16 protein-coding genes are annotated in these 23,479 nt (G+C 63.4%); 6 read left to right on the top strand and 10 right to left on the bottom strand.

Annotation, left to right across the window (positions count from 1 at the left end):
- Nucleotide 1: 1 nt before the first annotated feature.
- From ACKZ62_RS13280 to ACKZ62_RS13320, 9 genes are all read right to left on the bottom strand, one after another.
- Nucleotides 2–1,195 carry a dipeptidase gene (locus tag ACKZ62_RS13280; protein WP_447096812.1) on the bottom strand — a complete coding sequence of 398 codons (1,194 nt, stop codon included), beginning with the start codon at nt 1,193–1,195 and terminating at the stop codon, nt 2–4.
- A gap of 2 nt (nt 1,196–1,197) precedes the next feature.
- Nucleotides 1,198–3,486 (bottom strand): TonB-dependent receptor, encoded by a 2,289-nt coding sequence (locus ACKZ62_RS13285; protein ID WP_447096813.1) that lies wholly within the window; start codon nt 3,484–3,486, stop codon nt 1,198–1,200.
- 21 nt (nt 3,487–3,507) lie between these two features.
- Nucleotides 3,508–4,542: an ABC transporter substrate-binding protein gene (locus ACKZ62_RS13290; protein ID WP_122680939.1), complete on the bottom strand. Its 1,035-nt coding sequence runs from the start codon at nt 4,540–4,542 to the stop codon at nt 3,508–3,510.
- Nucleotides 4,539–5,753, bottom strand: a complete 1,215-nt coding sequence (metC, locus tag ACKZ62_RS13295) for a cystathionine beta-lyase (protein WP_447096814.1) — start codon at nt 5,751–5,753, stop codon at nt 4,539–4,541. Before metC ends, ACKZ62_RS13290 begins: the two co-directional genes overlap by 4 nt.
- Entirely contained in the window at nt 5,750–6,427 is a 678-nt protein-coding gene (locus ACKZ62_RS13300; protein WP_095184688.1) for an amino acid ABC transporter permease, read from the bottom strand. The genes metC and ACKZ62_RS13300 overlap by 4 nt, the downstream gene beginning before the upstream one ends.
- Nucleotides 6,417–7,154: an amino acid ABC transporter permease gene (locus ACKZ62_RS13305; protein ID WP_206193890.1), complete on the bottom strand. Its 738-nt coding sequence runs from the start codon at nt 7,152–7,154 to the stop codon at nt 6,417–6,419. Before ACKZ62_RS13305 ends, ACKZ62_RS13300 begins: the two co-directional genes overlap by 11 nt.
- Nucleotides 7,147–7,938 carry a transporter substrate-binding domain-containing protein gene (locus ACKZ62_RS13310; protein ID WP_143521224.1) on the bottom strand — a complete coding sequence of 264 codons (792 nt, stop codon included), beginning with the start codon at nt 7,936–7,938 and terminating at the stop codon, nt 7,147–7,149. Before ACKZ62_RS13310 ends, ACKZ62_RS13305 begins: the two co-directional genes overlap by 8 nt.
- Before the next feature lie 326 nt (nt 7,939–8,264).
- On the bottom strand, nt 8,265–8,924 hold the full coding sequence (locus ACKZ62_RS13315) for a class II aldolase/adducin family protein (protein ID WP_095184690.1): 660 nt from the start codon (nt 8,922–8,924) through the stop codon (nt 8,265–8,267).
- A gap of 19 nt (nt 8,925–8,943) precedes the next feature.
- A complete protein-coding gene (locus tag ACKZ62_RS13320; protein WP_447096815.1) occupies nt 8,944–11,637 on the bottom strand; it encodes a TonB-dependent receptor domain-containing protein in 2,694 nt (897 codons plus the stop codon).
- A gap of 277 nt (nt 11,638–11,914) precedes the next feature.
- Here ACKZ62_RS13320 and ACKZ62_RS13325 point away from each other — a divergent pair, with 277 nt between their 5' ends.
- The 6 genes from ACKZ62_RS13325 (at nt 11,915) to ACKZ62_RS13350 (ending at nt 18,075) form a co-directional block, all read left to right on the top strand.
- Nucleotides 11,915–12,952: a ScbA/BarX family gamma-butyrolactone biosynthesis protein gene (locus ACKZ62_RS13325; RefSeq protein WP_163033206.1), complete on the top strand. Its 1,038-nt coding sequence runs from the start codon at nt 11,915–11,917 to the stop codon at nt 12,950–12,952.
- Nucleotides 12,949–13,626, top strand: coding sequence for an HAD family hydrolase (locus ACKZ62_RS13330; protein ID WP_447096816.1), 678 nt, complete (start codon nt 12,949–12,951; stop codon nt 13,624–13,626). The genes ACKZ62_RS13325 and ACKZ62_RS13330 overlap by 4 nt, the downstream gene beginning before the upstream one ends.
- On the top strand, nt 13,626–14,843 hold the full coding sequence (locus tag ACKZ62_RS13335; RefSeq protein ID WP_095184694.1) for a cytochrome P450: 1,218 nt from the start codon (nt 13,626–13,628) through the stop codon (nt 14,841–14,843). Before ACKZ62_RS13330 ends, ACKZ62_RS13335 begins: the two co-directional genes overlap by 1 nt.
- A 14-nt stretch (nt 14,844–14,857) precedes the next feature.
- Nucleotides 14,858–16,405, top strand: coding sequence for an MFS transporter (locus ACKZ62_RS13340; protein WP_447096817.1), 1,548 nt, complete (start codon nt 14,858–14,860; stop codon nt 16,403–16,405).
- A 228-nt stretch (nt 16,406–16,633) separates the two neighbouring features.
- Nucleotides 16,634–17,143 carry a sigma-70 family RNA polymerase sigma factor gene (locus ACKZ62_RS13345; protein ID WP_032885202.1) on the top strand — a complete coding sequence of 170 codons (510 nt, stop codon included), beginning with the start codon at nt 16,634–16,636 and terminating at the stop codon, nt 17,141–17,143.
- Nucleotides 17,140–18,075: a FecR family protein gene (locus tag ACKZ62_RS13350; RefSeq protein WP_447096818.1), complete on the top strand. Its 936-nt coding sequence runs from the start codon at nt 17,140–17,142 to the stop codon at nt 18,073–18,075. The genes ACKZ62_RS13345 and ACKZ62_RS13350 overlap by 4 nt, the downstream gene beginning before the upstream one ends.
- A gap of 111 nt (nt 18,076–18,186) precedes the next feature.
- Here the strand turns inward: ACKZ62_RS13350 and ACKZ62_RS13355 are convergent, their stop codons facing one another.
- Nucleotides 18,187–23,394, bottom strand: coding sequence for a putative Ig domain-containing protein (locus ACKZ62_RS13355; protein ID WP_447096819.1), 5,208 nt, complete (start codon nt 23,392–23,394; stop codon nt 18,187–18,189).
- Nucleotides 23,395–23,479 lie beyond the last annotated feature (85 nt).

Consider the following 23,479-nt stretch of genomic DNA (forward strand, 5'->3'; position numbering starts at 1 on the left):
GCTACAGGGCGGCGGATTGCGCCGCCTGCAACACCCGCAACAAATTCCCACTCCAGATATTCGCGATCTGCGCCTCGCTATACCCGGCATCCAACAACCGCTGGGTAATCACCGGCAACTGGCTGACATCTTCCAGCCCGGTCACGCCACCGCCGCCATCCCAGTCGGCGCCTATGCCGACGTGATCGGGGCCGGCCACTTCGAGCAAATGCAGCAGGTGCTTCATGAACACATCGAGGCTCGCCTTGGGTTGGGCGAAGCGTTGGTTGAGGGTGTCGCGTTCTTGGTAGAGCGTCTTGATCTGTTCTGGACTCAGGGCGGCAAGGTTGTGAAAGCGTGCACCGAGGGCGGCCATGGCTTTGTTGCGTTCCGGGTTGGGCGTGAGGGGGATCAGGTAGTCGCTGTAGGCGTTGACCTGGATGACACCGCCCTTGGCCGCCAGTTGGCGCACGCGGTTGTCGTCGAGGTTGCGCGGGTGCGGGTTGACCGCGCGGCTGCTGGAGTGGGAGGCGATCAGTGGGGCGCTGGACAACGCCAGCATTTGGTCGAACACCGCGTCGCTGGCGTGGGACACGTCCAGCAGGATGCCCAGGCGGTTGGCTCGCTGCACCAGGTCGCGGCCCTTGGGGCTCAGGCCTTTCCATTCCGGCAGGGCGGTGGCCGAGTCGGCCAGGTCGTTGTTCATGAAATGCACCAGGCCGAGCATGCGCAGGCCTTGGCGGTAGTAGGTGTTGAGCAAATCGGGATCGGAGCTCAGCGGGTCGGCGTTTTCCATGCTGATAAACACCACGCGCTTGCCTTGGGCGGCGATGCGCCGGGCGTCGTCGGCGGTGAGGGCCAGGGCAAAGCTGTCGGGGTTGCGGTCGATGACGTCGCGGATGCGCGTGAGGGTGGCCAGGCCATATGCGCTGGCGTAGGCACGGCCTTCCTCGGTGCGTGGGCCCTGAGGGGTGTAGACCGCAAAAAAACCACCATCCAGGCCGCCTTCGCGCATGCGCGGCAGGTCGACCTGGCTGCCGTCCTGTTCGTAGTCGTGGCGCTCCAGGATGTTCCAACCGGGGCGGGTCAGGGTCAGCGGTGTGTCGAGGTGGCTGTCCAGCACCAGCAGGCGCTGGTGCAGGGCGAGGGTCGTGGGACTCACTTGCGCGTGGGCCAGAAACGGCAACAAGGCGAGGATCAGCAGGCGCTTGGACATGTTCAAAACTCCATGCTCAAGGTGCTTTGGAACGTGCGCGGCGAACCCGGTCGGAACACGGCGGGGCCGCTCGTGCTGGTGAGGATGTAGCCCAGGTAGTCCTTGTCGAACAGGTTGTCGACGTTAAAGCGCAACTTGACGTTTTTCAGCGGGCCGTAATGCACGCGCTCGCCGCCCAGGTCCAGGTAGGCGTTGTACAGGGTGTAGCCGGGCACCGATTCACTGTTGGTGAAGTTGCTGTAGCGCTCGCCGATGTAGCGCGCCGAAAAGTTAAGCAACGCCCACGGTGCCAGCTCGTAAGTAACCCCGGCCTGTGCCAGCCAGCGGGGGCTGTCGGGCACGTCATTGTCACGGATCGACAGGCCGGCGGCATCGTTCTGGAAGGTGGATTTGTTGTAGGTCAGGTTGCCGTTGAGCACTACCTTGTCGGCCAGGATCGGTGGTTTCCATTGACCGCTCAGCTCCGTGCCGTAGGCCTGCACCTTGCCGACGTTCTGGTAGTAGGTTTCCACCTGGCTGCTGCCGGGCACTGCTGAGGCGAAGGCTTGCAGGCGGTTGTCGAAGTCGGTGCGGTACAGCGCCCAGGCGGCGTTAAAGGTCGGGCGGTTGATGCGATAGCCCACCTCGTAGTTCTTCGCCCGTTCGGCATCCGGCGGCGGTGCGCTGGGGCTGGCAGCGCGGAAAATGTCGTCGGCGCCACGGGGCAGGGCCATGTTTTCCGAGTAAGAGGCGAACACTTGGGTGTCGTCGGTGAGGTTGTAGACCAGCCCGGCCTGGGGCAGGAAGGCGTCGTTCCATTGGGTACTGAGGCGCGGCTGGCGGTTGTTGATGTAGTCACCGGCGTTGCGATAGCCCTCGATGCGGTACTTGAGGTTCAGGCTCTTGAAGCCGAATTGCAGGCGCAGGCGATCATCGAGCAGGGTCCAGGTGTCCTTGAGGTGGTACTGCAACGAATTGCGCGTGGAGCTGAAATCCCCTTGCAGGTGCACCGGTTCATTGAACAGCGGCTCGCCAGCCGGGCTGCCATCGGTGAGGTTGTAGCGGCCTTGCTGGCGGTTGAACACATCGGTCTCGGCCCACAGCCCGGTGTCGATCTGGTGTTGACCCACTTCCCATTGCAGCCCGGTACGCCCTCCGAACCGGTGCCCGCTCAGGGACGACAGCCCGTATTGCACGCCTTTGGGGGCGAACAGACCGTCCACATTGCTTTCGGCATTGTGCAGCGCCAGGGAGGTGGCGTAGGCCTCGGGCGACACGCCAAAGCCCTTCTTGGCTTCGTAGTACAGGGTGGTGTAGTTGAGCAGGTCCGGGCGGATCTCGAACTGGCCGCCGAGGCTGTACAAGGTGTCGCGCCGCTGGTTCACCGCCTGTTTGTAGAACTGGTTGTAGCCGGTGTTGCTGTAGCGCACACCCGGCACGCTCTCGGGGAGATCGGGAAGGCTGTCCAGGTAGGCGAAGTAACGGCCCGAACGCCCGAAGAGGTCGTTGGCGCTGCCGTCGTACTGGGCGATGCTGACGTAGGGCGAGTCATAGTCGTAGAACGAGTTGTGCTCCGCGCGCAGCCACACTTCATCGCGATCACCGAAGCGATAACGCACTTTGGCCTCCAAGTGTTCGCGATCGATGGTACCGGGGCCGCGCCACAGGTCGCCGTCGATTTTTGAACGGCTGAAATACGCTGACAGGCCTTGGTATTCGCCGCTTTGCAACTTGACGAAACTGCGCCGCAGACTGTCGCTGCCCAAGGTATAGGACAGGCTCACGCCAGGCTTCACCGTGGGGTTGCTGGTCTGGTAATCCACATACGGACCCAGTGACGCATAGCCCGATTGCGACACATCCCCGGCCCCGGTAGAGGCCGTGACCCGTTCGGTGTTTTCGTTGTCGACGTAGCGATAGATCGGGCTGCCGCCAAACTGGTCGGTACGGCCCAACGGCACGCCGTCGATGGAAAAACCGATCTGCTGCAAATTGAACGCCCGCACGAACACCGAGTTGCCGAACTCATACAAGCCCAGCGCATCGTTGACCTGCACGTTGAAGCCCGGTAGCGCTTCGAGCATTTTCAGCCCCGAGGTGCCCGCCGGCGCCGACAGCAGCGCCTGGTGCGAGATGCTCAGGGTGTTGCTGATCTTGTCTTCGCCGATGGCGGCGCTGGCTTCGGTGACGCGTGCGCCGACCACCTCGACCTTGCTCAGTTGCGGTTCGGTGGAGCTGGCGGTTTGCGCGGCCCACGTGGAGTCGGCCAGCAGCAGGCTGGCGAGCAGGGTTTTACGGTACTGAGCAATCATTGTTCGTCCTTGGTTGGAATGTTAGAGCCCGGCGTGGGCCTGGGCGAGGAAGTCGGGCCGGGCCCACTCATGCACGCTGAAGTCGTTCTGCAAGAAACCGCGCTGCACCAGGAAATCCTTTTTCAGCTCCAGCGCGGCGAGGTTCTGCGGGCCCAGTTGCGGTACAAAATCCAGCTCGGCGATGGCCTGGCGGATAAACCCGGCATCCGGCAGGAACGTCACGCGGGTGAACAACTCAGCGGCGGCCTCGCGGTGCTGGTTGATCCAGCGCCCCGCGCGGATCGCCGCACGCAGGAACGCCACGACTACCTGGGGGTGTTGCTCGGCAAAGGCACGGTTGACGGTGGTGGCGTAGGGGCCGTTGTGGTTTTTCAGTGTCCAGTCGGGGTAGCGCTCCAGGTCTTCGATCACCGTGAATTCACCGCTGGCGAGCAACGCCGGCACGTGCCCGGCGGCGATATGCACCGCCTCCACACGGCCTTCAGCCAATGCACGGACTTCCTGGCCCGGCTTGCCGTGCAGGCCGTGCAATTGCGCCCAGAACGCCGATGGCCGCGCGGCCGGCTGCAAAGTGTGGGGATCGCCTTCATCCTCCAGCTCGATCAGCCGCACCTGGGACGGCTCCAGTCCGGCCAGTTGCAGCGCATTGAACAGGCCATGCTCGGCCAGCGCCTTGAGCACATCCACCCGCGCCTTGTTACGGCTGACCGGGACGCCGATGCGTTTGCCGAATAGGTCCGCGACCTGGCGGATACGCCCGTCGGCGCGTACCAGAATCTGCCCGGCGCGTTGGCTCGCCGTGGTGGCCACCAGCAGCGTGTCGGCCTGATCCGCACGCGCCCACAGGGCGGGCACGGCGCCGCCGTCACGAATTAACCGCGACTCGCCATGGGTGAAGTGCGGCAGCCAGCCCTGGTTATCGGGCAGCGAGCGCAGGTAGATCGCTTCGGCACCGACGCGCTGGTATTCCTCATCCAGCCAGCCGAGTTCCACGGCGATGTTGGACGCGACCAGCAGCGGGCAAATGCTGTAGTGGGTGGGCAGTGTTTGGCTCATGGCAGACTCCTTGGGGCAGATGGGGTGACAGTCAGGCGTTCAAGGCCTTGTTGCAGGTCGGCGATCAGGTCTTCGACGGCTTCAAGGCCCACGTGCAGGCGCAGCAACACGCCGGGTTCAATCTGGGCCGAAGGGTGGCGTTGCTGCTGGCGGATCAGGCTTTCGAAACCGCCCCAACTGGCGCCCATGGCGAACAGCCGAAGGCTTTCCAGAAAGCTTTTGGTTTGCGGTTCTGAGATGGGTTTGAGCACCACGCCGAACAGGCCGGTGGAGCCGAGAAAGTCGCGTTTGAACACGTCGTGTCCCGTCGCGCCCGGTAAGGCCGGATGCAGCACTTGGGCGACTTGCGGACGCTGTAGCAACCACTGCGCAACGGTCAGTGCCGAGCGCTCGTGCTGGCGCAGGCGCACACCGAGGGTGCGCAGGCCCCGCAGGCCCAGGTAGGCGTCGTCGGCACTGGCGATATAGCCCAGCTGACGCACGGTTTCACGCACGCCGGGGTAAAGCGCTTGCGTGGTGACGATCACGCCGAGCATCGCGTCGCTGTGGCCCACCAGGTACTTGGTGGCGGCATGGATCGAGATATCCACGCCGTGTTCAAACGCCTTGAAAAACAGCGGCGTGGCCCAGGTGTTATCGAGCATCAGCAGCGCGCCATGGGCGTGGGCCGCGTGGGCGAGGGCGGGAATATCCTGCACTTCGAACGTGCTTGAACCGGGCGCTTCGGCATACACCAGGCGGGTATTCGGGCGCAGCAAGCCGGCGATATCCGCGCCGAGCATCGGCGCGAAATAGCTGGCCTGGATGCCATAGCGCGGCAGGATTTGGTCGAACACCTGGCGCGCATGCCAGTAGCAGTTGTCGGTGACTAAAATATGGTCGCCGGCCCGCGCCACGGCCAACACCGCACCGACAATCGCCGCCAGGCCGCTGGGCATGATCAGCCCCCGAAAACCGCCCTCCAATTCGGCCACGGCGTCTTCGAACGCGGCGGTGGTGGGGTTGCCGTTGCGTCCGTAGATATGCCCGCGGTAGTGCGGGTCATCGGTCTGCTGGAGGTGGTTTGTCAGGGTGCTGGTGTCGGGCCAGATAAAGGTCGAGCTGCGATACACCGGGGTGTTGACGGTACCGGCATGGTTGGCCGGATCACGGCCGAGGTGGGTCAACAGGGTGTCGTCGCGCATGGTCGTGGTACTCGTCGAAAGGCTCATCGGCGTTCCAGCCGTTTGGCCCAGCGTGAAAGGGGATAGATGTAGAGAAAGAACGCGATAAACACCACGCCATAGGCGGGCAGCAGCAGGTCGCTGCGCAATTGGCTGGAGAGGTGCGATTGCAGGGTGGTCATCAGCTCTTCCACCCCCAGCAGATTGGCCAGGGAAGTGGACATGGTCACCGCGCAATACAGGTTCATCCACGGCGCTACCAGGCTTGGCAGGGTCTGCGGAATGATCACGTAGCGCAGGGCCTGGCCGTGGCGCAGCCCCAAGGCCTGGGCGGCCTCCCACTGGCCCGACGGCACCGCGTACACGCCGCCGCGCACAATCTCCGAGACGTAGCCGATGGCGGGCAACGCCAGGCCCAGCGCGACTTTCAGCCAGTCCGGCAACTGCCACCAGCGCCCGGCCCACTGCACTTCGTAAGGCAGCAAGTAGGCCACGTAAAACATCACCACCAGCCAGGGCAGGTTGCGCAGCAAACGGCTCAGATGTCCGGCACCACGGCGCAGAGCCGGGCGAGCACTGACTTGCAGGCTGCCAAGCAGGACGCCGAGGACCGTCGCCACCAACATGGCGGTGACGCCCATCAGGATATTCAGGCCAAAGCCTTGCAACAGCGCCGGGGCCCACTGCCACAGCAGCATCAGTGGCGAAGGTTCAGGCAGCATTCGGCAACTCCTGGCCCGGCAGGCGCAGGTGATACTCCAGTCGGCGCAACAGCCAACTGCTGAGGCCGATCAACAACAGCCAGACCAGCAACAGCACTTGCATCATCTCGGCGACGTTGAAGTTATCCGACCAGATTCGGTTGCTCGCATAGAGCAACTCCGGCACCGCGATCGCATAGGCGATGGAGGTGGACTTGATGGTCTGCACCACCGTATTGCCCATCGCGGGCAGGCTATTGCGCAGCGCCAGCGGCAGCACGATATGGCGCAGCACGGTGCGCTCCTGCATACCCAGAGCGGCGGCCGCCTGGAGCGTGGCGCGTGGCACCCCATCAATCCCGGCACGCAGGTTCACTGCCTGGAACGCGCCGCTGTGCAGGGCGATCACAATGATCGCCCACTGCGTGCCGTTGAGCAGGCGCACCCCGTCCACCAGCGGCAGTAACGCACCCACGCCGAAGTAGAAAAAGAACAACTGCACCAACAGCGGCGTGTTGCGAAACAACGCCACGTACGCGTCGCTGATCCCGCGCCACAGACCTTGGCGCGAACCCAGGCCGGCGGCGCCGACGACACCGATCAACAGCGACAGCGCGATACTTGCCAGTGACAAGAGCAAGGTCAGGCCCAGGCCCAGCAGAAAACGCTGACGGTCCATCGGGTCCCAGACGATGCTCAGCGACAGGCCATGCTGTTCCAGCCACAGGCGCAGGTTGACCTCACTCATGGCGTGCCTGCGCATGCTGCTGCGCGACCCAGGCATTCGGCGCCAGACCGTAACGCTGCTCCAAGGCGATGATCAGACCCTTGGCATGCCAGCCTTCGACAATGTTCGACACCGCCGCCAACAACTCCGGCTGGCCCTTGCGCAGGGCAATTCCCCACGGCGCCGGTGCCTGCCCCGGCAGCTTGACCTCGTAGTCGGCCCACTCAGGTTGACGGGCGAGGGCGCTGTACAACGCATCATCCCCCATCGCCCCCAGGCAACGACTGTCAGCCACCGCCTTGCGCACCTCGGCGGTGCCGTTAAACGACGCGAACTGCACGCCGTAGCGGCTTTCGAATGGCCGCACCCACACACTTGTGGCCGGCGCGCAGAGCGTCTTGCCGCGCAGACTTTCCCAATCGGGCACCGCCGTACTTTTCGGCGCAAACACCGTGGCCGCCGAGCTATAAAACCCCGGACTGGCAAAATCCACTTCCCGACGCCGGGCTGGCGTGTCCAACAAGGACGTCACCAACACCTCGCAACGTCCCTGATCGAGAAACAACAAACGATTGAGCGGATTGACCTGCACCAACGACAACTTCAACGGTTGACCGACCCGAGCAGACAACTGCTGCTGCAGATCAACAATCAAATCCATGATCAACCCACTGGGCTTGCCCTGGGCATCCAGCATCTTGAACGGAGGAAACTCATCACTGGTGCAGACATTGAGCGTGCCACGAGATTGAGCCCGTTCGAGCAAAACCTCGGCGTGAGCCGAAAGCACACTGAAAGCAAGCACCGCCGCAACCAACCCACCCGGCCGGAAGCCCGCAAAGCGATGCTTTTGATCCGGCTTTTGACCTGGCTTTTGATCTACAGCGCCCCGTCGACCACGCTGGCCGGAGTGAGGGCATGCCGAGCCTAGGCGAGGCACCGAGTGGTGGGGCAAGAGCCTTTTGCTTACGTTTGGGCTCTTCCAAAAGTGAGCCGCTGTAAGAGCGGAACCCAAAGCCGCCGTTACCGCAGCAACGGATATGCACACCGATAACCCACGACCGAAAGCCAGTCGAATCGTCGCACCACCCCTCCCAAACCCAGACCGTGCCGTGTCAGTCGCAACACCGCTCATGTCGCACTCCACCCCAACCGCGACCGCTGCGCCGCGCCACTGGGAAACGGCTGCGGAGTACCGAGCTGCTGCGCCAAAAACGTCAAATACGCCGCCTCCTCCAAATTGATCAACAACCGCGTAACCGCCAACACCCCCCGCTCGGACCAGGCAAACGGACCATGATTAGCCAGCAACGCCGCCGGCGCCCGCGGATGCTCGCGCAACGCCGCCACCACCGGCTCCGGCGCATACCGCGGCCCCCACGCCGTCAGTGGCACCTCCTGATCCTCATCCAGAATCCCCAACAACTGAGAGGCATGGGCCCGCAACGGCCGGCCCGCAATCGCAAACGCCGTCAGATAAGGCGAGTGCGTATGAATCACCGCATTCACCTGGCCCCGCTCGCGATAAATCGCCACATGCAGTGCCGCCACCTCTTTGAGGTTGTCAGTCAGGCTGCCCTGGCTGCGCTGCAACTCGAAATCCACAATCGCCGCCACACCGCTGTCAGCCCCGCTCAACGAGGCAATCACCAGCCGCTCTTCGCCGGGAACACGCAGGCTGATATTTCCCGCCTCATTGCCCGACAGCACCTGATGCTTGATCAGCAACTGCTTGGCCAGTGCAAAGTCATGCTCGAACTCTTGGGTAAAACGCACAGGATCAAAGCTCATGGGAACTCCTTAATGAGGGTCAGAAGCGGTAGTCGGCTTTCACGTAGTAGAAGGCGCCTTCGGCACCGGCCGGGGAGATGCTCTGGTAGGCCACGCGCCCACCGACAAAGCGGTTGGCCACGTCGATCTTGTCGGGGTAGCTGTCAAAAATGTTGTTGCCGCCCAGGGTCAGAGTGAGGGCCTGGCTGATGTCGTAGGACACGCTGGCATTGCTCACCCACTGCGCGGAAAACGTCTGGTCGCGGGCTTCGCCGAGGTTGGAATCGAGGGTGTAGGTGCCATAGCGGATCGTGTTGAAACTCGCCTGCCACGCGCCTTTACGCCAGTCGGCCCCCAGGATCAGCTTGGTATTGGGCGAGGCACTTTCCACGTAGCTGAGGGCTTCGCGGTTGATCAACGTGATGCCGGTGCCGGCGAGGGGGCCGGGGGTGTCCTTGATATCGGTGACCTGGGTCTTGCTGTAGTTGAACGCGCCGTTGAGGGTCAGTTGGCTGGCGTCGTCCAGGTCCAGACGATAGTGGGCGGCCACATCGATGCCGCTGGTCTTGGTGTCCAGGGCGTTGGTGAAAAAGCTCACGCCGGAGTAATTGCCATAGCCTTGGCTGGCGAGGATCTGGCTGACCTGGGTGCCACTGAGCGTTTCCGACAGGGCGATACGGTCCTGAATGCGTATGTGATACGCGTCGACGCTGACGCTCGCGCGCTCCAGCGGCTGCCACACCACACCAAGGGACAGGCTGGTGGATTTTTCCGGCTTCAGGTCACTGGCGCCCAACGCCCGGGCTACCGGCGTGTTCACGCTGACGGTGCCGACCTGATAGGCCGTGGGGTCGCCGGCCTTGAATTCGGTCTGGGTCGCCGAGGTGCCGATCTGGCCCAACGTCGGCGCGCGGTAACCGCTGCTTACCGTCGAGCGCAGGCCCCACTGCGGGGTGAGGTCGTAGCGTACGGAAAACTTGCCGGTGGTCGTGGTGCCAAAATCATCGTAGTGCTCGCTGCGCCCGGCCAGGCCCAGTTGCAGTTTGTCGGTGAGCTGTTGCTCCAGGCCCAGGTAGCCGCCGAACACATGGCGTGCATAGCGGCCTTCGTCACTGTCCTGGGTGCCGGGAAAACCCTGGGCGCCGCCTGCACGGGTGGGCAGAGCAGTTCCGTGTGTCCAGGAAGCAAGGTCGCCGGCGATCACTTCATAGGCTTCGTTACGCCACGCCAGGCCACTAGAAAACACCAGCGGGCCCGCGCCCCAGCCCACCTTGAATTCCTTCACATGGTCCAGGCCGACGTTGGTTTGCTCGTTGATCAGCGCGCCGGCGTTGAAGCTGGTGGGGCTGGCAGGTCCGAGGCTGGCGTTGAGCGAATCACTGAGGTGGTAGTCGATGCGATTGCGGCCGTAGTTGGCGCTGAGATCGAAGCTGCCCAGGCTGTCATCGCGCAATTTCACCCCGCCAGTGACCGACGCATCCCGCGAACGTACATCGAGCAGGGGCAGGAATCCGTTGGGGTACACGGCCACCAGGTTGTTGGCGTCGATAGGCCGGCGAAAGGTGGCCTGGGATTCACCGGTGCGGTCCTGGTAAGTGGCGAAACCATAGAGGTCGACCGCATCGTTGAGCGACAGGCCGGTGTTGAGCGCCAGGTTCCAATCCTCAATCCCCGGAGAACCGTAGCGCCAATGACGGTCGGCATCCGCTTCGCGGGCATCTGCAGTGGGGTAGAACTGCCGGCCATCGGTGCCGCCGGTGGAAGTGCGCTCGCTGCGCAGGCCCTCGCCGCTGAGGGTGAGGAAGCCGTCGCCGGGCAAGGTGAAACCGGTCCAGCCACCGACCGAGCGGCGAAAGCCATCGCCCTTGGTGTATTGGCCAAAGGTGCTTTGCACCGCGCCGCCGTGATCCTGCTCCTTGAGCACGATATTGATCACCCCGGCTATTGCGTCGGAGCCGTATTGGGCCGAGGCGCCATCGCGCAGCACTTCGATATGGTCGACGGCGCTGACTGGAATCGTCGACAAGTCCACCGCCTGGGAACCCCGGCCCAAGGTGGCCTTGGTGTTGACGAATGCCGAGGCGTGTCGACGCTTGCCATTGACCAGCACCAGCACTTGATCCGACGCCAAGCCGCGCAGCGACACCGGCCGCTGCGACGACACGCCATCGGTGCCGTTGACTTGCGGGTAGTTCACTGACGGCACCAGGGTTTCCAGGGCCTTAGCCAGGTTATCGGTGCCGCTGCGCTCCAGTTGTTCGTTGCTGATCACATCCACCGGTGCCGCACTTTGCAGGGCGGTGACATCGCTACGGCGGGTGCCGATCACTTCAACCGACTTAAGGCGTGGCGCGGCCGGTTCGCTGCTGATCGCGGCTGCAGGTGTACTGGTGTCCGTCAGGCGATGGATCAACACGGCGCCGCTGGCGGTCTGGCTGAAGCCCAGTTGTGAACCACTCAAGGCGATCCCCAGCGCCTGCTCCTGGCTCAAGCGGCCCTGGATCGAACGACTTGCGCGGCCTTCAACCAGCGGGGGATCAAAAGCGATGGAATGGCCGCTTTGCTGGGAAATGCTCAGCAGCACTTCATCCAGGGGCCCGGCGGGAATATTGAACTCAATGACCTTGTGTACGGCGGCCGCATCGTTTTGCGCCAGCACCAGGCTTGGCAGCGCCAGGCCGCCCAGGGCCAATGCGCACGCCAGGGGCGCCAGGGTGAATCCTGTTTTCAACATGCCAATCTGCTCCGGGTCGTGATGTTCTTTACGACCTTGAGCAACTTCATGGGCTTTTTTTCACTACTAAGTTAGAACACTTAGTTCGGTCTCTAGATCATTTAGTTGCGCTTATAAGCTTCGATCAAACTGATCTAAGTGTGCAGTGAAAATATAAGGGAGTATCTGCACAAGGGTACTGACAGCCAGATCGGGTTGTCCGCGCAAAGCTCACAAGTCATGGACTTGTACAGCGGTCTGCACGCTTACGGAAAAGCTCATCAGGAGACAGATGCCCATGTCTGAATTGTCCGTTCTAAATCCAGCCAGCCCAGCGCCGGCGATTCATTGCGAAAACACTGTGCCGCGTAGCATGGTGCACCGTGCTGCTGTCAGCGAAGTCTTCCTGACGGGCGCGGAGTTGGTAAAAGAGGGGCACTTCCGCTGCAGCGCCCAACTACCGCGTACCCACAGTTACTTCAGTGAACATACGCATCGCTCGGCCCACTACGACATGTTGTTATTGCTGGAAGTGTTCCGCCAGGCGTCGATCTATATCTCTCATGCGTTCTTGGATGTGAGTGCTCAGGACAAGTTTATTTACCTGGACAGTGTCACTCGCGTCACCGAGCGCAGTTTGCTGGTGGTGGGGGATCGCCCGGCGTCGGCACAGATCGATGTGTTTGTGGTGGACGAATACCTGCGCCATGGCGAGCGCAGTGGCGTGACCCTGAACATGTCCCTGAGCATCAATGGCGAAGTCGCCGCACGGCACGAACGCATGAGCATCCGTTGGATGAGTGGCGCTGCGTGGAACAAGATGCGCGCCCGTGGCCTGGCGGCGATTCCCGTCGACGCGGACCCGTTGGCGCAACTGCCGCCACCGTTGAGCCCGTCGGCGGTAGGGCGCCATTGGCTGAACAACGTGGTGCTGGGCAAGGACGTGGAGCAGGGCGCCGACCGCCTGGTGGCGCCGCTGATTGTGGACCTTAACAACCCGGCGATCTTCGACCATCCCCTCGACCATATCCCCGGCATGCTGCTGCTCGAAGGTTTCCGGCAAGCGGCCTTGGTGGTGGCGGATCGGCAATTGCAGGCCGCCCCTGATCAGTGGCTGTTGTCCAGTTGCCATGTGGTGTTCACCCGCTTCGGCGAGTTCGGTTTGCCGACACGGGTGCGTGCCGATCTCAATGCCCTGGCAATCGATGAACACGGGCGCATCACTCTGGCCCTGGACGTGGAGCAGGGCGGCGTGGTGATTGCCACAGCCGAGCTTGAGTTGTTGCCCGTGGCGGCCAGCCAGCCGTTGGCCTTGGTTGCGGGGGGTGTGCGATGAGCGATTTGAAGTTTATTTGGTTCGATTTCGGGGGCGTGCTGTCGCCGCCGATCCCCGCGTTGTTCGAGCAGTATCAGGTCAAGACCGGCTTGGCCCCGCGCGTGCTGCAACAGGCCATGAGTGATGTGGCCGAGGAACTGGGCGTGCCGATGCTGGCGCCGGTGGAGAGCGCTTTGCTCACCGAAAAGGAGTGGGGCCAACGCCTGGAATTGGCATTGCGGCGTCGCGACCCGCAGGTTGATTTGTCCCGTGCGCGCCTGCAAACCTTTGGCGAGCATTGGTTCGCCGGAGTGCCGGCCAATGCGCCGTTGGTGGCCGCGGTGCGTGCGCTCAAGCGTGCTGGATTGCGTGTGGGCATCCTCACCAACAACGTGGTGGAGTGGGAGCAGCACTGGCGGGCGATGGTGGGTTTGGACGAGGTGGTCGACCTGATCGTTGATTCCAGCCGGGAAGGCACCCGCAAGCCGGAAGCGGCGTTCTTCGAGGTCGCCACCGCACGCTCAGGCGTCAGCGCGGCTGACAGTTTGTTGATCGATGACGTGGCCGAAAACATCGACGCCGCCGCCGCGCTGGGCTGGCAAGTGCTGCACTTTATCGACAACCACCAGGCCCTTACCCAGTTGCAGCGCCTGACTGGTGTGAACCTGGTGCAACCTGTCGGGGAGCCTGCCTGATGAATATCGCCGTCGTCACCACCCCGCCAGTCACCGTGGCGCGCATCCCCAACCTGGATGCGCCGCCAGCCTATCAACCCGCCAGCCCCGCCAATGGCTTGCCCAGGATCCTCTTGCCCAGCGGCCACTTGGCGTATCACCTGACCCGCTATGAACACGTGCAGGCGTTGCTGCTGGACAACCGCGCCATTCGCGCTCCGTGCAACGAAGAAGACGGTGCGAGTTTTCTGCCCACCATCACGCCGCCAGAGTTACTGCTTAACAACGACATTCCCGATCACGGCCGCTTGCGTAAAGTGGTCGCGCGGGATTTCAGCCCCAGTGGGGTGGCGTTACTGGCGGAAAAAGTGCAGCAGGCGACCCATGAGCGCCTGGATGTATTACAGCGCCAGGCCCCCGGTGCAGACCTGTTTGCCCAGGTGCTTGATCACATTCCTGCGACGGTGGACTGCCAACTCCTCGGCATTCCCCTGAGTGACCGTGAATACTATCGGCCGCTCAGCCATACGGTGCAGGTCGCGTCGGACGCAGATGTGCCGGAGCTGCTGAACCAATTCTGGGGCGTCTACAACTACCTCACCGACCTGGTGACGGGCGCGCGCCCTACCTATCCCGATGGGCTGATCCAGCGTTTCGTCGCCACCCGCAACGACAGTGAACCGCCACTCAACGACAAGGAGTTGGTGGGCATCCTGCTCGGCGTGCTGATCGGCGGCGACCAGAACATTCTTACCGTGCTCACCAAGGCGGTGTACACCCTGTTGGCCGCGCCCGAGCTGTGGCAGCAGTTGGTGGACGACCCTGCGCTGATCCCGAATGCTGTCGAAGAGCTGCTGCGCGTGATCCCCCTGGGCACCATCTCGACCTTCCCGCGCCTGGCCAGTGTCGACCTTGACGGGCCGTGGGGGTTGATCCCCGAGGGCAGCATCATCTACGCCGATGCATTTGCAGCCAACCGTGACCCAGCGGTGTTTCCTGAACCTTTGGCGATTCGCTTGGACCGTAACGACGCGCGGCATTTGCAGTTCGGCTACGGCATGCACAACTGCATGGGCGCGGCCCTCGCGCGCCTGGAAATCACCACGGTGTTGCAGATTCTGGTGCAGCGCTTTCCCAACTTGCGCCTGGCGGTGCCGGCGGACCAGGTGCCCTGGGTCGACGGCATCATCCTGCGCCGACCGGTGCGTTTGCCGGTGCACGGTTTCACTTCAACCTGACCCTGGAAGGACCCATGAAAAACTCGTTTGCCGACACGGCTCTACTCTCGATCATCCTGCTGGCGATCTTCGTTGTGCCCAGCTCCATCTCCGGCACGGCCCTCGCACTGCCGGCCATCGGCGCCGATATCCAGGCGCCGTTGACCAGCCTGCAATGGGTGGTCAACGCCTTCAACCTGGCGTTTGCCTGCTTCACCCTGGCCTGGGGCGCGCTGGCTGATCGGCTCGGGCGCAAGCGCTGTTTTGTCGCCGGTGCGTCGCTGTATGTGGTGGCCTCGGTGCTGTCTGCGTTGGCCGACAGCGCGTGGTTGCTGGACGCGGCACGGGGGCTGGCGGGGATTGGTGCGGCGGCGATTTTCTCGTGCGGCATTGCCATCCTCTCCACCCACTTCAGTGGGCCGGCGCGGTTACGCGCATTTGCCTTGTTCGGCACTGTTGCGGGGCTGGGTGTGAGCCTGGGGCCGACCTTGTCCGGCTTACTGCTGGACAGCGTCGGCTGGCGCGCGATTTTCTGGGCGCACGCAGTCACCTTGGTCATTGTGCTGTTGGGCACCCCGTTGATCACGCGGGACGGCGAACTGGCAGAACGCACTGCACGCTTTGATGTGCCGGGCGCGACGTTATTTGTGCTGGCCTTGTTGGCGCTGATGGTTGCCATCGTGCAGGGCTCGCAGTGGGGCTGGAGCAGCCCGGGCGTGCTGGGCCTGGTCGCGGTCGCGGCGGTGTTGCTGGCGGTATTTACCTGGCAGGAACGCCGCCATCGCCAGCCGATGCTGGACCTGTCGCTGCTGGCAAGCGGGCCTTTTGTCGGCCTGGCGTTGGTCACCGTGGCGGCATCGTTTGGCTTTGTGACGCTGCTGACGTACTTGCCGAGCTACTTGTTCGGCGTACTGCAATTGAGCGCGACCCACGCAGGCCTGGCGATGTTGCTGCTGACGGTGCCAATGCTGTTCTGTCCGATCCTGGCCGGCAAGTGGGCGGCGCGTGGGGTGTCGGCGATCGGCATTCTCAAGGTCAGCCTAATTGCGTTGCTGGTGGGCGTCGTGTCGTTGGCGCTGGTCAGCCAGGTTGGCGTGGCGTTGTGGCAACTGGCAGTGCCGTTGCTGCTGGTGGGCATTGGCATGGGATTGTCGGCCGGGTTGGTGGATGGCCTGGCGCTCAAGACCGTGCCCGAGCAGAAAGCCGGGATGGCTGCCGGTTTGCTTAACACCTTCCGCCTGGGCAGCGAGGCGATTGCTGTGGCGTTGTATGGTTCGTTGCTGGCCACCTTGCTGGACAGCCAATTGCGCACAACCTTGAGCCGCCTGGCGCCCGATCCCTCGACCCTGCAACGCTGGATCGATGACGTGGCCGCCGGCAATCTCACCGGGTCGTTGCAAGCCCTGAGTACGGAACAGGCCGGCACGGTGCACAGCCTGTTTATCGGCGGCTATGACAGTGCGTTCCACGGCGTGCTCTGGGTGTTGGCCGCGATCCTGCTGGTGCTGACCGCAGTGGTCGCCTGGCTGGTGCGCCCGCTGCGTGAACAGGAGCGTACGGAGGCGCAATTAGCCGCTAACTGAGTGACTCACCACACCGCCTGCGGCGCTCGCAGGCGGTGCTTTTGCGTGCCTGCAGGGATGCCAAGGGTTATGCAGAAAATGCAGCTTATTGGATGTTTTTATTCTTTTATCCGGTGATGCCCGCTGGGGCAAACTGGACTCACCTGCCTGGATGCAGGTCTACCTCAAACCGACAGGCCCACCACCACTTGTCCGCTGGCGTGTGCAGTCCATGAAGACTATGGACCTATGGACCCGAATGCCTTGCTCAAGAGCCGCCTCATCGGCCAGATTTTCCAACAGCACTACAGCTGGTTGTGCGCACGCTTGTCGTACCGCACCGGTTGCAGCCACAGCGCCGAGGACATCGCCGCCGAGACCTTCCTCAAGGTGTGGATGCTGCCCGATCCCACGGCCATTCGCGAACCGCGCGCGCTGCTCACCACCATCGCCCAGCGCCTGATGTATGAGGGCTGGCGCCGTCGCGATCTGGAAAAAGCCTACCTGCAAATCCTCGCCGAAGTGCCTGAACACGTGCACCCGTCGCCCCAGGAACAGTTGATCCTGATCGAAAGCCTGCTGGCCATTGACCGGCTGCTGGATGGTCTTTCAGGGCAAGCCAAGGCGGTCTTCGTGCACAGCCAGTTGGACGGCATGACCTACGCGCAGATCAGTGAACGGCTCGGCCTGTCGCTGGGGCGCATCCACCAATTGATGACCCAGGCCCTGCGCGCCTGTTACCTAGGGTTGAACGAGTGAGCAAACGAGCGTTGAACGACCCGGTGGCCGAGGAGGCCATTGGTTGGCTGGTGCAGATCCAGTCCGGAGATTTCAGTGTCGAACAGCAAGCGGCGCTGGAGGTGTGGCGTGGCACTTCGGCCCATCATCGTCAGGTCTACGCGCAACTGATCGCAGGGCTGGATCAACTCAAGGCTTCGCCGTGGCGCGGACGCTCCAGCTCGCAACTGTTGCGCAGCCTGGAACAGCCCAACAGTCGCCGCGCGTTCCTGCGCACCAGCTTGTGTGCGCTGGGGCTGGCGGCGGGTGTGGGTTGGGTCACGCGCTTTGAACCGGGCGGGCAGTCATACGCCACCGGCACGGGCGAGCGACGTACCTGGCAGTTGCCCGACGGTTCGACGCTCAAACTCAATGCCCGCAGCCAGGTGATCGCGACGCTCGCCAACGGGCAGCCCAGCCTGGTGCTGCGTGCAGGCGAGATATTAGTGAATGCCTCGCGCCCGTTGCAGGTCAGTAGCCGTGCCGGACGTATCACTGGCGCCAGCGGTCGCTTGATGCTGAGCGAGCAGGGTGCGGCCTTGCGTCTGGTCACCCTCGATAGCGATGTGGTGTTGCATCTCGAAGGCGGTACGCAGCAGCGCGTGGCGATGCATCAGAGCACGGTGTTTGATCATCAGCGGATTCTCACTCAGGTGCCGATGGCGACCAGTGAGACCGCTTGGTTGGAGGGTTGGTTGGTGGTGCGTAATCAGACATTGGCGAGCGTGGTGGATGCGATTCGGCCCTACCGCAATGGCATCGTACGGCTGGACTCGGCAGTGGCGGGGTTGCGGGTGACAGGGCGGTTTCCGTTGGATGATGCGCAGCAGACGTTGGAGGCGCTGGAACAGAGTTTGCCGATCAGGGTCAGGCAGTGGGGGGGAATGGTTGTGTTGATTGGGGGGAGGGTGTAGGCGGGTTGGGTACATATCCGTTGCTGCGGTAACGGCGGCCTAGGGCTCCGCCCTTACAGTGGGTCAGTCACTGTTGCATTGACTGACCCACTGCTATCACCAGTAAGCGCGTCAGAACTTGCCATCCACGCCGATGCGGAAGGTGTCGTTTCGTTCGTCGCTACCCAGAGCGGTCTTGTAGGAGACGCCCATTTGCCAGGATCGGCCCAGGTTGAAGTCCAGCCCGAGGTCCAGATTGGCGAAGTTGCTGTCCAGTGGGTCGGGTTTGAGGCGATAGAGCACGCCGTCGGAGCCTTGGTCGGTGTAGCGCATTTTGTAGTCACTGCTGCCACTGAAATTGTGGCCCCAGGCCAAGCCGATCTTGGGGGTCATGACACCGAGTCGGGTCGCTACGTCGTAGCCTGTGCGCAGGCCGATGAACGAGGTGAAGTTCTGTTGGCGTTGCTCGTCGTAAGACAATCCATAGATCCCGCCACCGCTTTCGCGGAAGGCGTCCATGCGCGTGGTGCTGGCGTTCAGGCGCCCGTAAGGCGTGAGCGACAGCGGGCCCTGGCGGTATTCGTAGCTGGTGGTCAGCGAGGCGAATAGCTGGTCGGCATCACGGGAGCCCTTGGCGTATTGCGCATCGCTGCCGGTGATGTAGCGCCGTGAATCGAAGCTGATGCGGTTGTAGCCGAGCAAGCCATCGACGAATACCTTGGGCGCCAGGTTGAGGCTCAGGTAGGTGGCAATGCCGAGTGCGTCGGCGTCGCTGCGGGTCTTGTTGTTGCCGATGTCGCTGCGGTCGTTGCCATAGCCGAAGCCAATGCCGGCAATCGCGTTGGGCGACAGTCGATAGTCGACACCGGCGCTCAGGCCGAAGGTGGTGAAGCTGTTGTCTTTCGCGCCGCGGGCATGGGTCGAGCCGTTATTGATAAAACCGTCGCTCCAGTAGGCAATGGCGTCTTCTTTACAACCATCTTCGACTTGGGCAGCGGTCTGTCTTTTCTCTTCGTCGGTGCTGTTGGCCGAGCCGCCCATCTGTTTCTGTACGGCACTGGCGATGGCCTGCATGGGCACGTTTTCACCGTCTTTGCGCACGCTGGCATTAAACGAATTGCGGTTGCAGGACACCTGGTGCAACTGCTCCAGGCGGCGGTTGAAGTTGTCCATCTGGGTGCTGGCAAAGCGTTCTGCCGCGCGGGTCTGTGCGTTGAGCAGGCCGATGACTTCGGCATCCTTGGTCGGGTCAGGACGGGGCGCGATGATAAAGCTCACCGAGCTGTTGGCCAGGGAACCGCTGCCGTTTTGCAGGCTGAAGCGCACGACGGCCGTACCGGCAAACGCCGCCGATGGCACGAAACGCATGGAGAACCGGCTGACCATAAATGCCCGGCCAGCGGAAGCCGGGGTGACTGTGCCCAGGTTGGCCTGGGTGAACGGGCCACCGGTGGCGCCTTGGGTCAGGTCCACTTCGGCGCTTTCCCCGACGCTCAGGATTTGGCTGGAGGCCGGCACGGTGATCGGTACGGCGGCAATGTTGATCGAGTAAGCCTGTGTTCCGCTGGCGCCGTTGGCGTCGGTGACGGTGAGTGTGAAGTTGGCGGTCTGGTTGGTAGTGGGCGTACCGCTGATCGCCCCGGTGGCGGCGTTCAGGCTCATGCCGGTCGGCAGGCTGCCGCTGGTAACGCTGTAGGTGTAAGGCGCGGTCCCGCCCGATGCGCTGACCGCGGCGCTGTAGGGGCTGCCCGTTGTGCCGGCCCCCAGGGACGCCGGGCTCACCAGCAGGGTGGGCGCGCTGATGGTCAGGGTCACAGTGGCGGGGCTGGACGTGCCGCTGGCGTTACTGGCGGTGTAGGTGAAACTGTCCGCGCCGGAGTAACCCGCGCTCGGCGTGTACGTGATGCTGAGACCACTGGCAACGGCGCTGCCATGTGCGGCGGCGCTCGCGATGGCCACGTTGGTGGCGCTGCCGCCACTGAGGTTCAGGGTGATCGAATTGGCGCTGCTGTTGGCCGCGACGGTGGCGCTGACGGCTGACGCCACAGGCAGTGCCACGCTGACGGTGCCGGAGAAGGTGATTGACCCGGCTGCGCCATTGCTGTCGGTGACAGTGACCGTCGAGCTGTAAGCGCCTGGCGCCGACGGGGTGCCGCTGATGATCCCGGTCGATGGGTTCAAGGTCAGGCCGCTGGGCAGGTTGCTCGCGCTGAAGGCGTACGGCGCACTACCACCGCTGGCACTCAAGGTCGTGCTGTACGCACTGCCGACAGTGAAAGCGCCCAGCGTCGCTGGCGTGATTACCAGCGTAGGCGCTGTCACGGTGATGGTCACGGTAGCGGGGCTCGATGTGCCGCTGGCATTGCTGGCGGTGTAGGTGAAACTGTCCGCGCCGGAGTAACCCGCAGTCGGCGTGTAGGTGATGCTGGTGCCACTGGCAGTGGCGGTGCCATGGGAGGCAGCACTGGCGACGGCCACGCTGGTAGCGGCACCGCCGCTGAGGTTGAGAGTGATCGGGTTGGCGCTGCTGTTGGCCGCGACGGTGGCGCTGACGGCTGACGCCACAGGCAGTGCCACGCTGACGGTGCCGGAGAAGGTGATTGACCCGGTTGCGCCGTTGCTGTCGGTGACAGTGACCGTCGAGCTGTAAGCGCCTGGCGCCGACGGGGTGCCGCTGATGATCCCGGTCGATGGGTTCAAGGTCAGGCCGCTGGGCAGGTTGCTCGCGCTGAAGGCGTACGGCGCACTACCACCGCTGGCACTCAAGGTCGTGCTGTACGCACTGCCGACAGTGAAAGCGCCCAGTGTCGCTGGCGTGATTATCAGCGTAGGCGCTGTCACGGTGATGGTCACGGTAGCGGGGCTCGATGTGCCGCTGGCATTGCTGGCGGTGTAAGTGAAACTGTCCGCGCCGGAGTAACCCGCAGTCGGCGTATAGGTGATGCTGGTGCCACTGGCAGTGGCGGTGCCATGGGCGGCAGCACTGGCGACGGCCACGCTGGTAGCGGCACCGCCGCTGAGGTTAAGAGTGATCGGGTTGGCGCTGCTATTGGCCGCGACGGTGGCGCTGACGGCTGAAGCCACAGGCAGTGCCGCGCTGACGGTGCCGGAGTAAGTGATCGACCCGGTTGCGCCGTTGCTGTCGGTGACGGTCGCCGTGAAGCTATAGGCTCCAGCGGCGATGGGGGTTCCGCTGATCTGACCGGTTGATGTGTTCAAGCTCAGACCGCTGGGCAGGCTGTTGACGTTGAAGGTGTACGGGGCGTCGCCGCCGCTTGCGCTCAAGGTCGCGTTGAAGGCGCTGCCGACGGTAAAAGTGCCCAGTGTCGCCGGCGTGATCACCAGCGTTGGCGCTGTGACCGTAATCGTTACGGTGGCGGGGCTCGAAGTGCCGGCGGCATTGGTTGCGGTGTAGGTGAAACTGTCCGTGCCGGAGTAACCCGCAGTTGGGGTGTAGGTGATGGTGGTGCCACTGGCAGTGGCGGTGCCATGGGCGGCAGCACTCGCGACGGCCACGCTGGTAGCGGCACCGCCGCTGAGGCTGAGGGTGATCGGGTTGGCGCTGCTATTGGCCGCGACGGTGGCGCTGACGGCTGAAGCCACAGGCAGTGCCGCGCTGACGGTGCCGGAGTAAGTGATCGACCCGGTTGCGCCGTTGCTGTCGGTGACGGTCGCCGTGAAGCTATACGCTCCAGCCACAGTGGGGGTTCCGCTGATCTGGCCGGTTGATGTGTTCAAGCTCAGACCGCTGGGCAGGCTGTTGACGTTGAAGGTGTACGGCGCGTCGCCGCCGCTTGCGCTCAGGGTCGCGTTGAAGACGCTGCCGACGGTAAAAGTGCCCAGTGTCGCCGGCGTGATCACCAGCGTTGGCGCTGTGACCGTAATCGTTACGGTGGCGGGGCTCGAAGTGCCGGCGGCATTGGTGGCGGTGTAGGTGAAACTGTCCGCGCCGGAGTAACCCGCAGTCGGCGTGTAGGTGATGGTGGTGCCACTGGCAGTGGCGGTGCCATGGGCGGCAGCACTGGCGACGGCCACGCTGGTAGCGGCACCGCCGCTGAGGTTGAGAGTGATCGGGTTGGCGCTGCTATTGGCCGCGACGGTTGCGCTGACGGCTCCCGCGACGGGCAGGGCCTGGTTGATGGTGACGGAGTAGGAACGTGAGGCCGTCGCGGGGCCGTTTCCGCTGCTGGAGTCGGAAGCGGTCACTGTAAAGTTATAGGTGCCTGCGCTGCTGGGCGTACCGGTCAAACTGCCAGAAGAAACAGCCAGGCTGAGGCCGGTTGGGAGGGTGCCACTGGTGATCGCGTAGGTATATGGGGCTGTGCCGCCCGTTGTGTTGAGCGACTGGCTATAGGCCGTATTGACCGTGCCATTTGGCAGTGACGTCGGGCTGATGACAAGCGTTGGCGCACTGACGGTGAGGGTGACGGTGGCCGGGCTTGAGGTCCCGCTGGCATTGGTCGCGGTATAGGTAAAGCTGTCCGAACCGAAGAACCCCGCAGTCGGGGTGTACGTGATACTGGTGCCGCTGGCGGTGGCGGTGCCATGTGCGGCGCCGCTGGCAACCGCCACACTGGTGGCCGCCCCCCCGCTGAGGTTGAGGGTGATCGGGTTGGCGCTGCTACCACTGGCAACCGTCGCACTCACCGGGCCGACGGTAGGCGCCGGTACGGTATAGGTGAAGCCGTTGGTGAGGGTCGCGGTTCCGTTTGAGGTCGTGACGACCACGTTTACCGGGCCTGCGGCATGCGCGGGGGTGACGGAGGTAATGCTGGTGCCGCTATTAACGACGCTACTGGCCGTCGAGCCGCCAATGGTGACGCCGGTGACGTTGACGAAGTTGGTGCCTGTCAAGGTAACCGAGGTGCCACCCGCCGTGCTGCCGGTATTAGGGCTCACTGACGTCAAGGTCGGGGCCGAGCCGCTGGTGACGACCAGGGTATAGGTGGCGACTCCGGTCTGGGATTGGTTGTCGTTGAGTGAAACCTTGAAGGTGTAGGTCCCGGCTGCGGTCGGTGCGCCGTGCAGTAGTGTCGTGGTGCTTCCGAATGACGGGTCCAGGGTCAATCCCGCTGGCAGGCACGGGGAGCCGTCGTACGCTGGGTCAGTGATGTCACACTCAAACCACTGATCGATGGGGAAGTTGTCGATGGCCCCCGACAGGGTAATGCTCATCGACTGATTCACCGCGACCGAAGGCAACGTGCTGCCCGACGCAGGGCTGGTGATGACCGGTGCGGCCAAAACCTGGCTGGCCAGGGGCAGCGCTATTAGCAGCAATGCGGCTGAGGCCAGCCTGCGGGTCAGTCTGGCGGCACGGGTCGAAAGTCTTGTGATCATGTTTAGGCATCCTGCCGTATGCGCCGCTAGGGGCGGTGTCCAACGAAAATGTCGATGAGTGGCTGATAGCGTGGTTTAAACAGTC

It is taken from the genome of Pseudomonas sivasensis, assembly GCF_052938085.1.

What these genes read in the sequence shown, in the direction of transcription:
- ACKZ62_RS13300 (WP_095184688.1), bottom strand. Translation starts at nt 6,427, where the DNA reads ATGCTGCCTGAACCTTCGCCACTGATGCTGCTGTGGCAGTGGGCCCCG.
- ACKZ62_RS13320 (WP_447096815.1), bottom strand. Translation starts at nt 11,637, where the DNA reads ATGTTGAAAACAGGATTCACCCTGGCGCCCCTGGCGTGCGCATTGGCC.
- ACKZ62_RS13355 (WP_447096819.1), bottom strand. Translation starts at nt 23,394, where the DNA reads ATGATCACAAGACTTTCGACCCGTGCCGCCAGACTGACCCGCAGGCTG.
- ACKZ62_RS13280 (WP_447096812.1), bottom strand. Translation starts at nt 1,195, where the DNA reads ATGTCCAAGCGCCTGCTGATCCTCGCCTTGTTGCCGTTTCTGGCCCAC.
- ACKZ62_RS13305 (WP_206193890.1), bottom strand. Translation starts at nt 7,154, where the DNA reads ATGAGTGAGGTCAACCTGCGCCTGTGGCTGGAACAGCATGGCCTGTCG.
- ACKZ62_RS13340 (WP_447096817.1), top strand. Translation starts at nt 14,858, where the DNA reads ATGAAAAACTCGTTTGCCGACACGGCTCTACTCTCGATCATCCTGCTG.
- ACKZ62_RS13330 (WP_447096816.1), top strand. Translation starts at nt 12,949, where the DNA reads ATGAGCGATTTGAAGTTTATTTGGTTCGATTTCGGGGGCGTGCTGTCG.
- ACKZ62_RS13345 (WP_032885202.1), top strand. Translation starts at nt 16,634, where the DNA reads ATGGACCCGAATGCCTTGCTCAAGAGCCGCCTCATCGGCCAGATTTTC.
- ACKZ62_RS13335 (WP_095184694.1), top strand. Translation starts at nt 13,626, where the DNA reads ATGAATATCGCCGTCGTCACCACCCCGCCAGTCACCGTGGCGCGCATC.
- ACKZ62_RS13315 (WP_095184690.1), bottom strand. Translation starts at nt 8,924, where the DNA reads ATGAGCTTTGATCCTGTGCGTTTTACCCAAGAGTTCGAGCATGACTTT.
- ACKZ62_RS13325 (WP_163033206.1), top strand. Translation starts at nt 11,915, where the DNA reads ATGTCTGAATTGTCCGTTCTAAATCCAGCCAGCCCAGCGCCGGCGATT.
- ACKZ62_RS13290 (WP_122680939.1), bottom strand. Translation starts at nt 4,542, where the DNA reads ATGAGCCAAACACTGCCCACCCACTACAGCATTTGCCCGCTGCTGGTC.
- ACKZ62_RS13285 (WP_447096813.1), bottom strand. Translation starts at nt 3,486, where the DNA reads ATGATTGCTCAGTACCGTAAAACCCTGCTCGCCAGCCTGCTGCTGGCC.
- metC (WP_447096814.1), bottom strand. Translation starts at nt 5,753, where the DNA reads ATGAGCCTTTCGACGAGTACCACGACCATGCGCGACGACACCCTGTTG.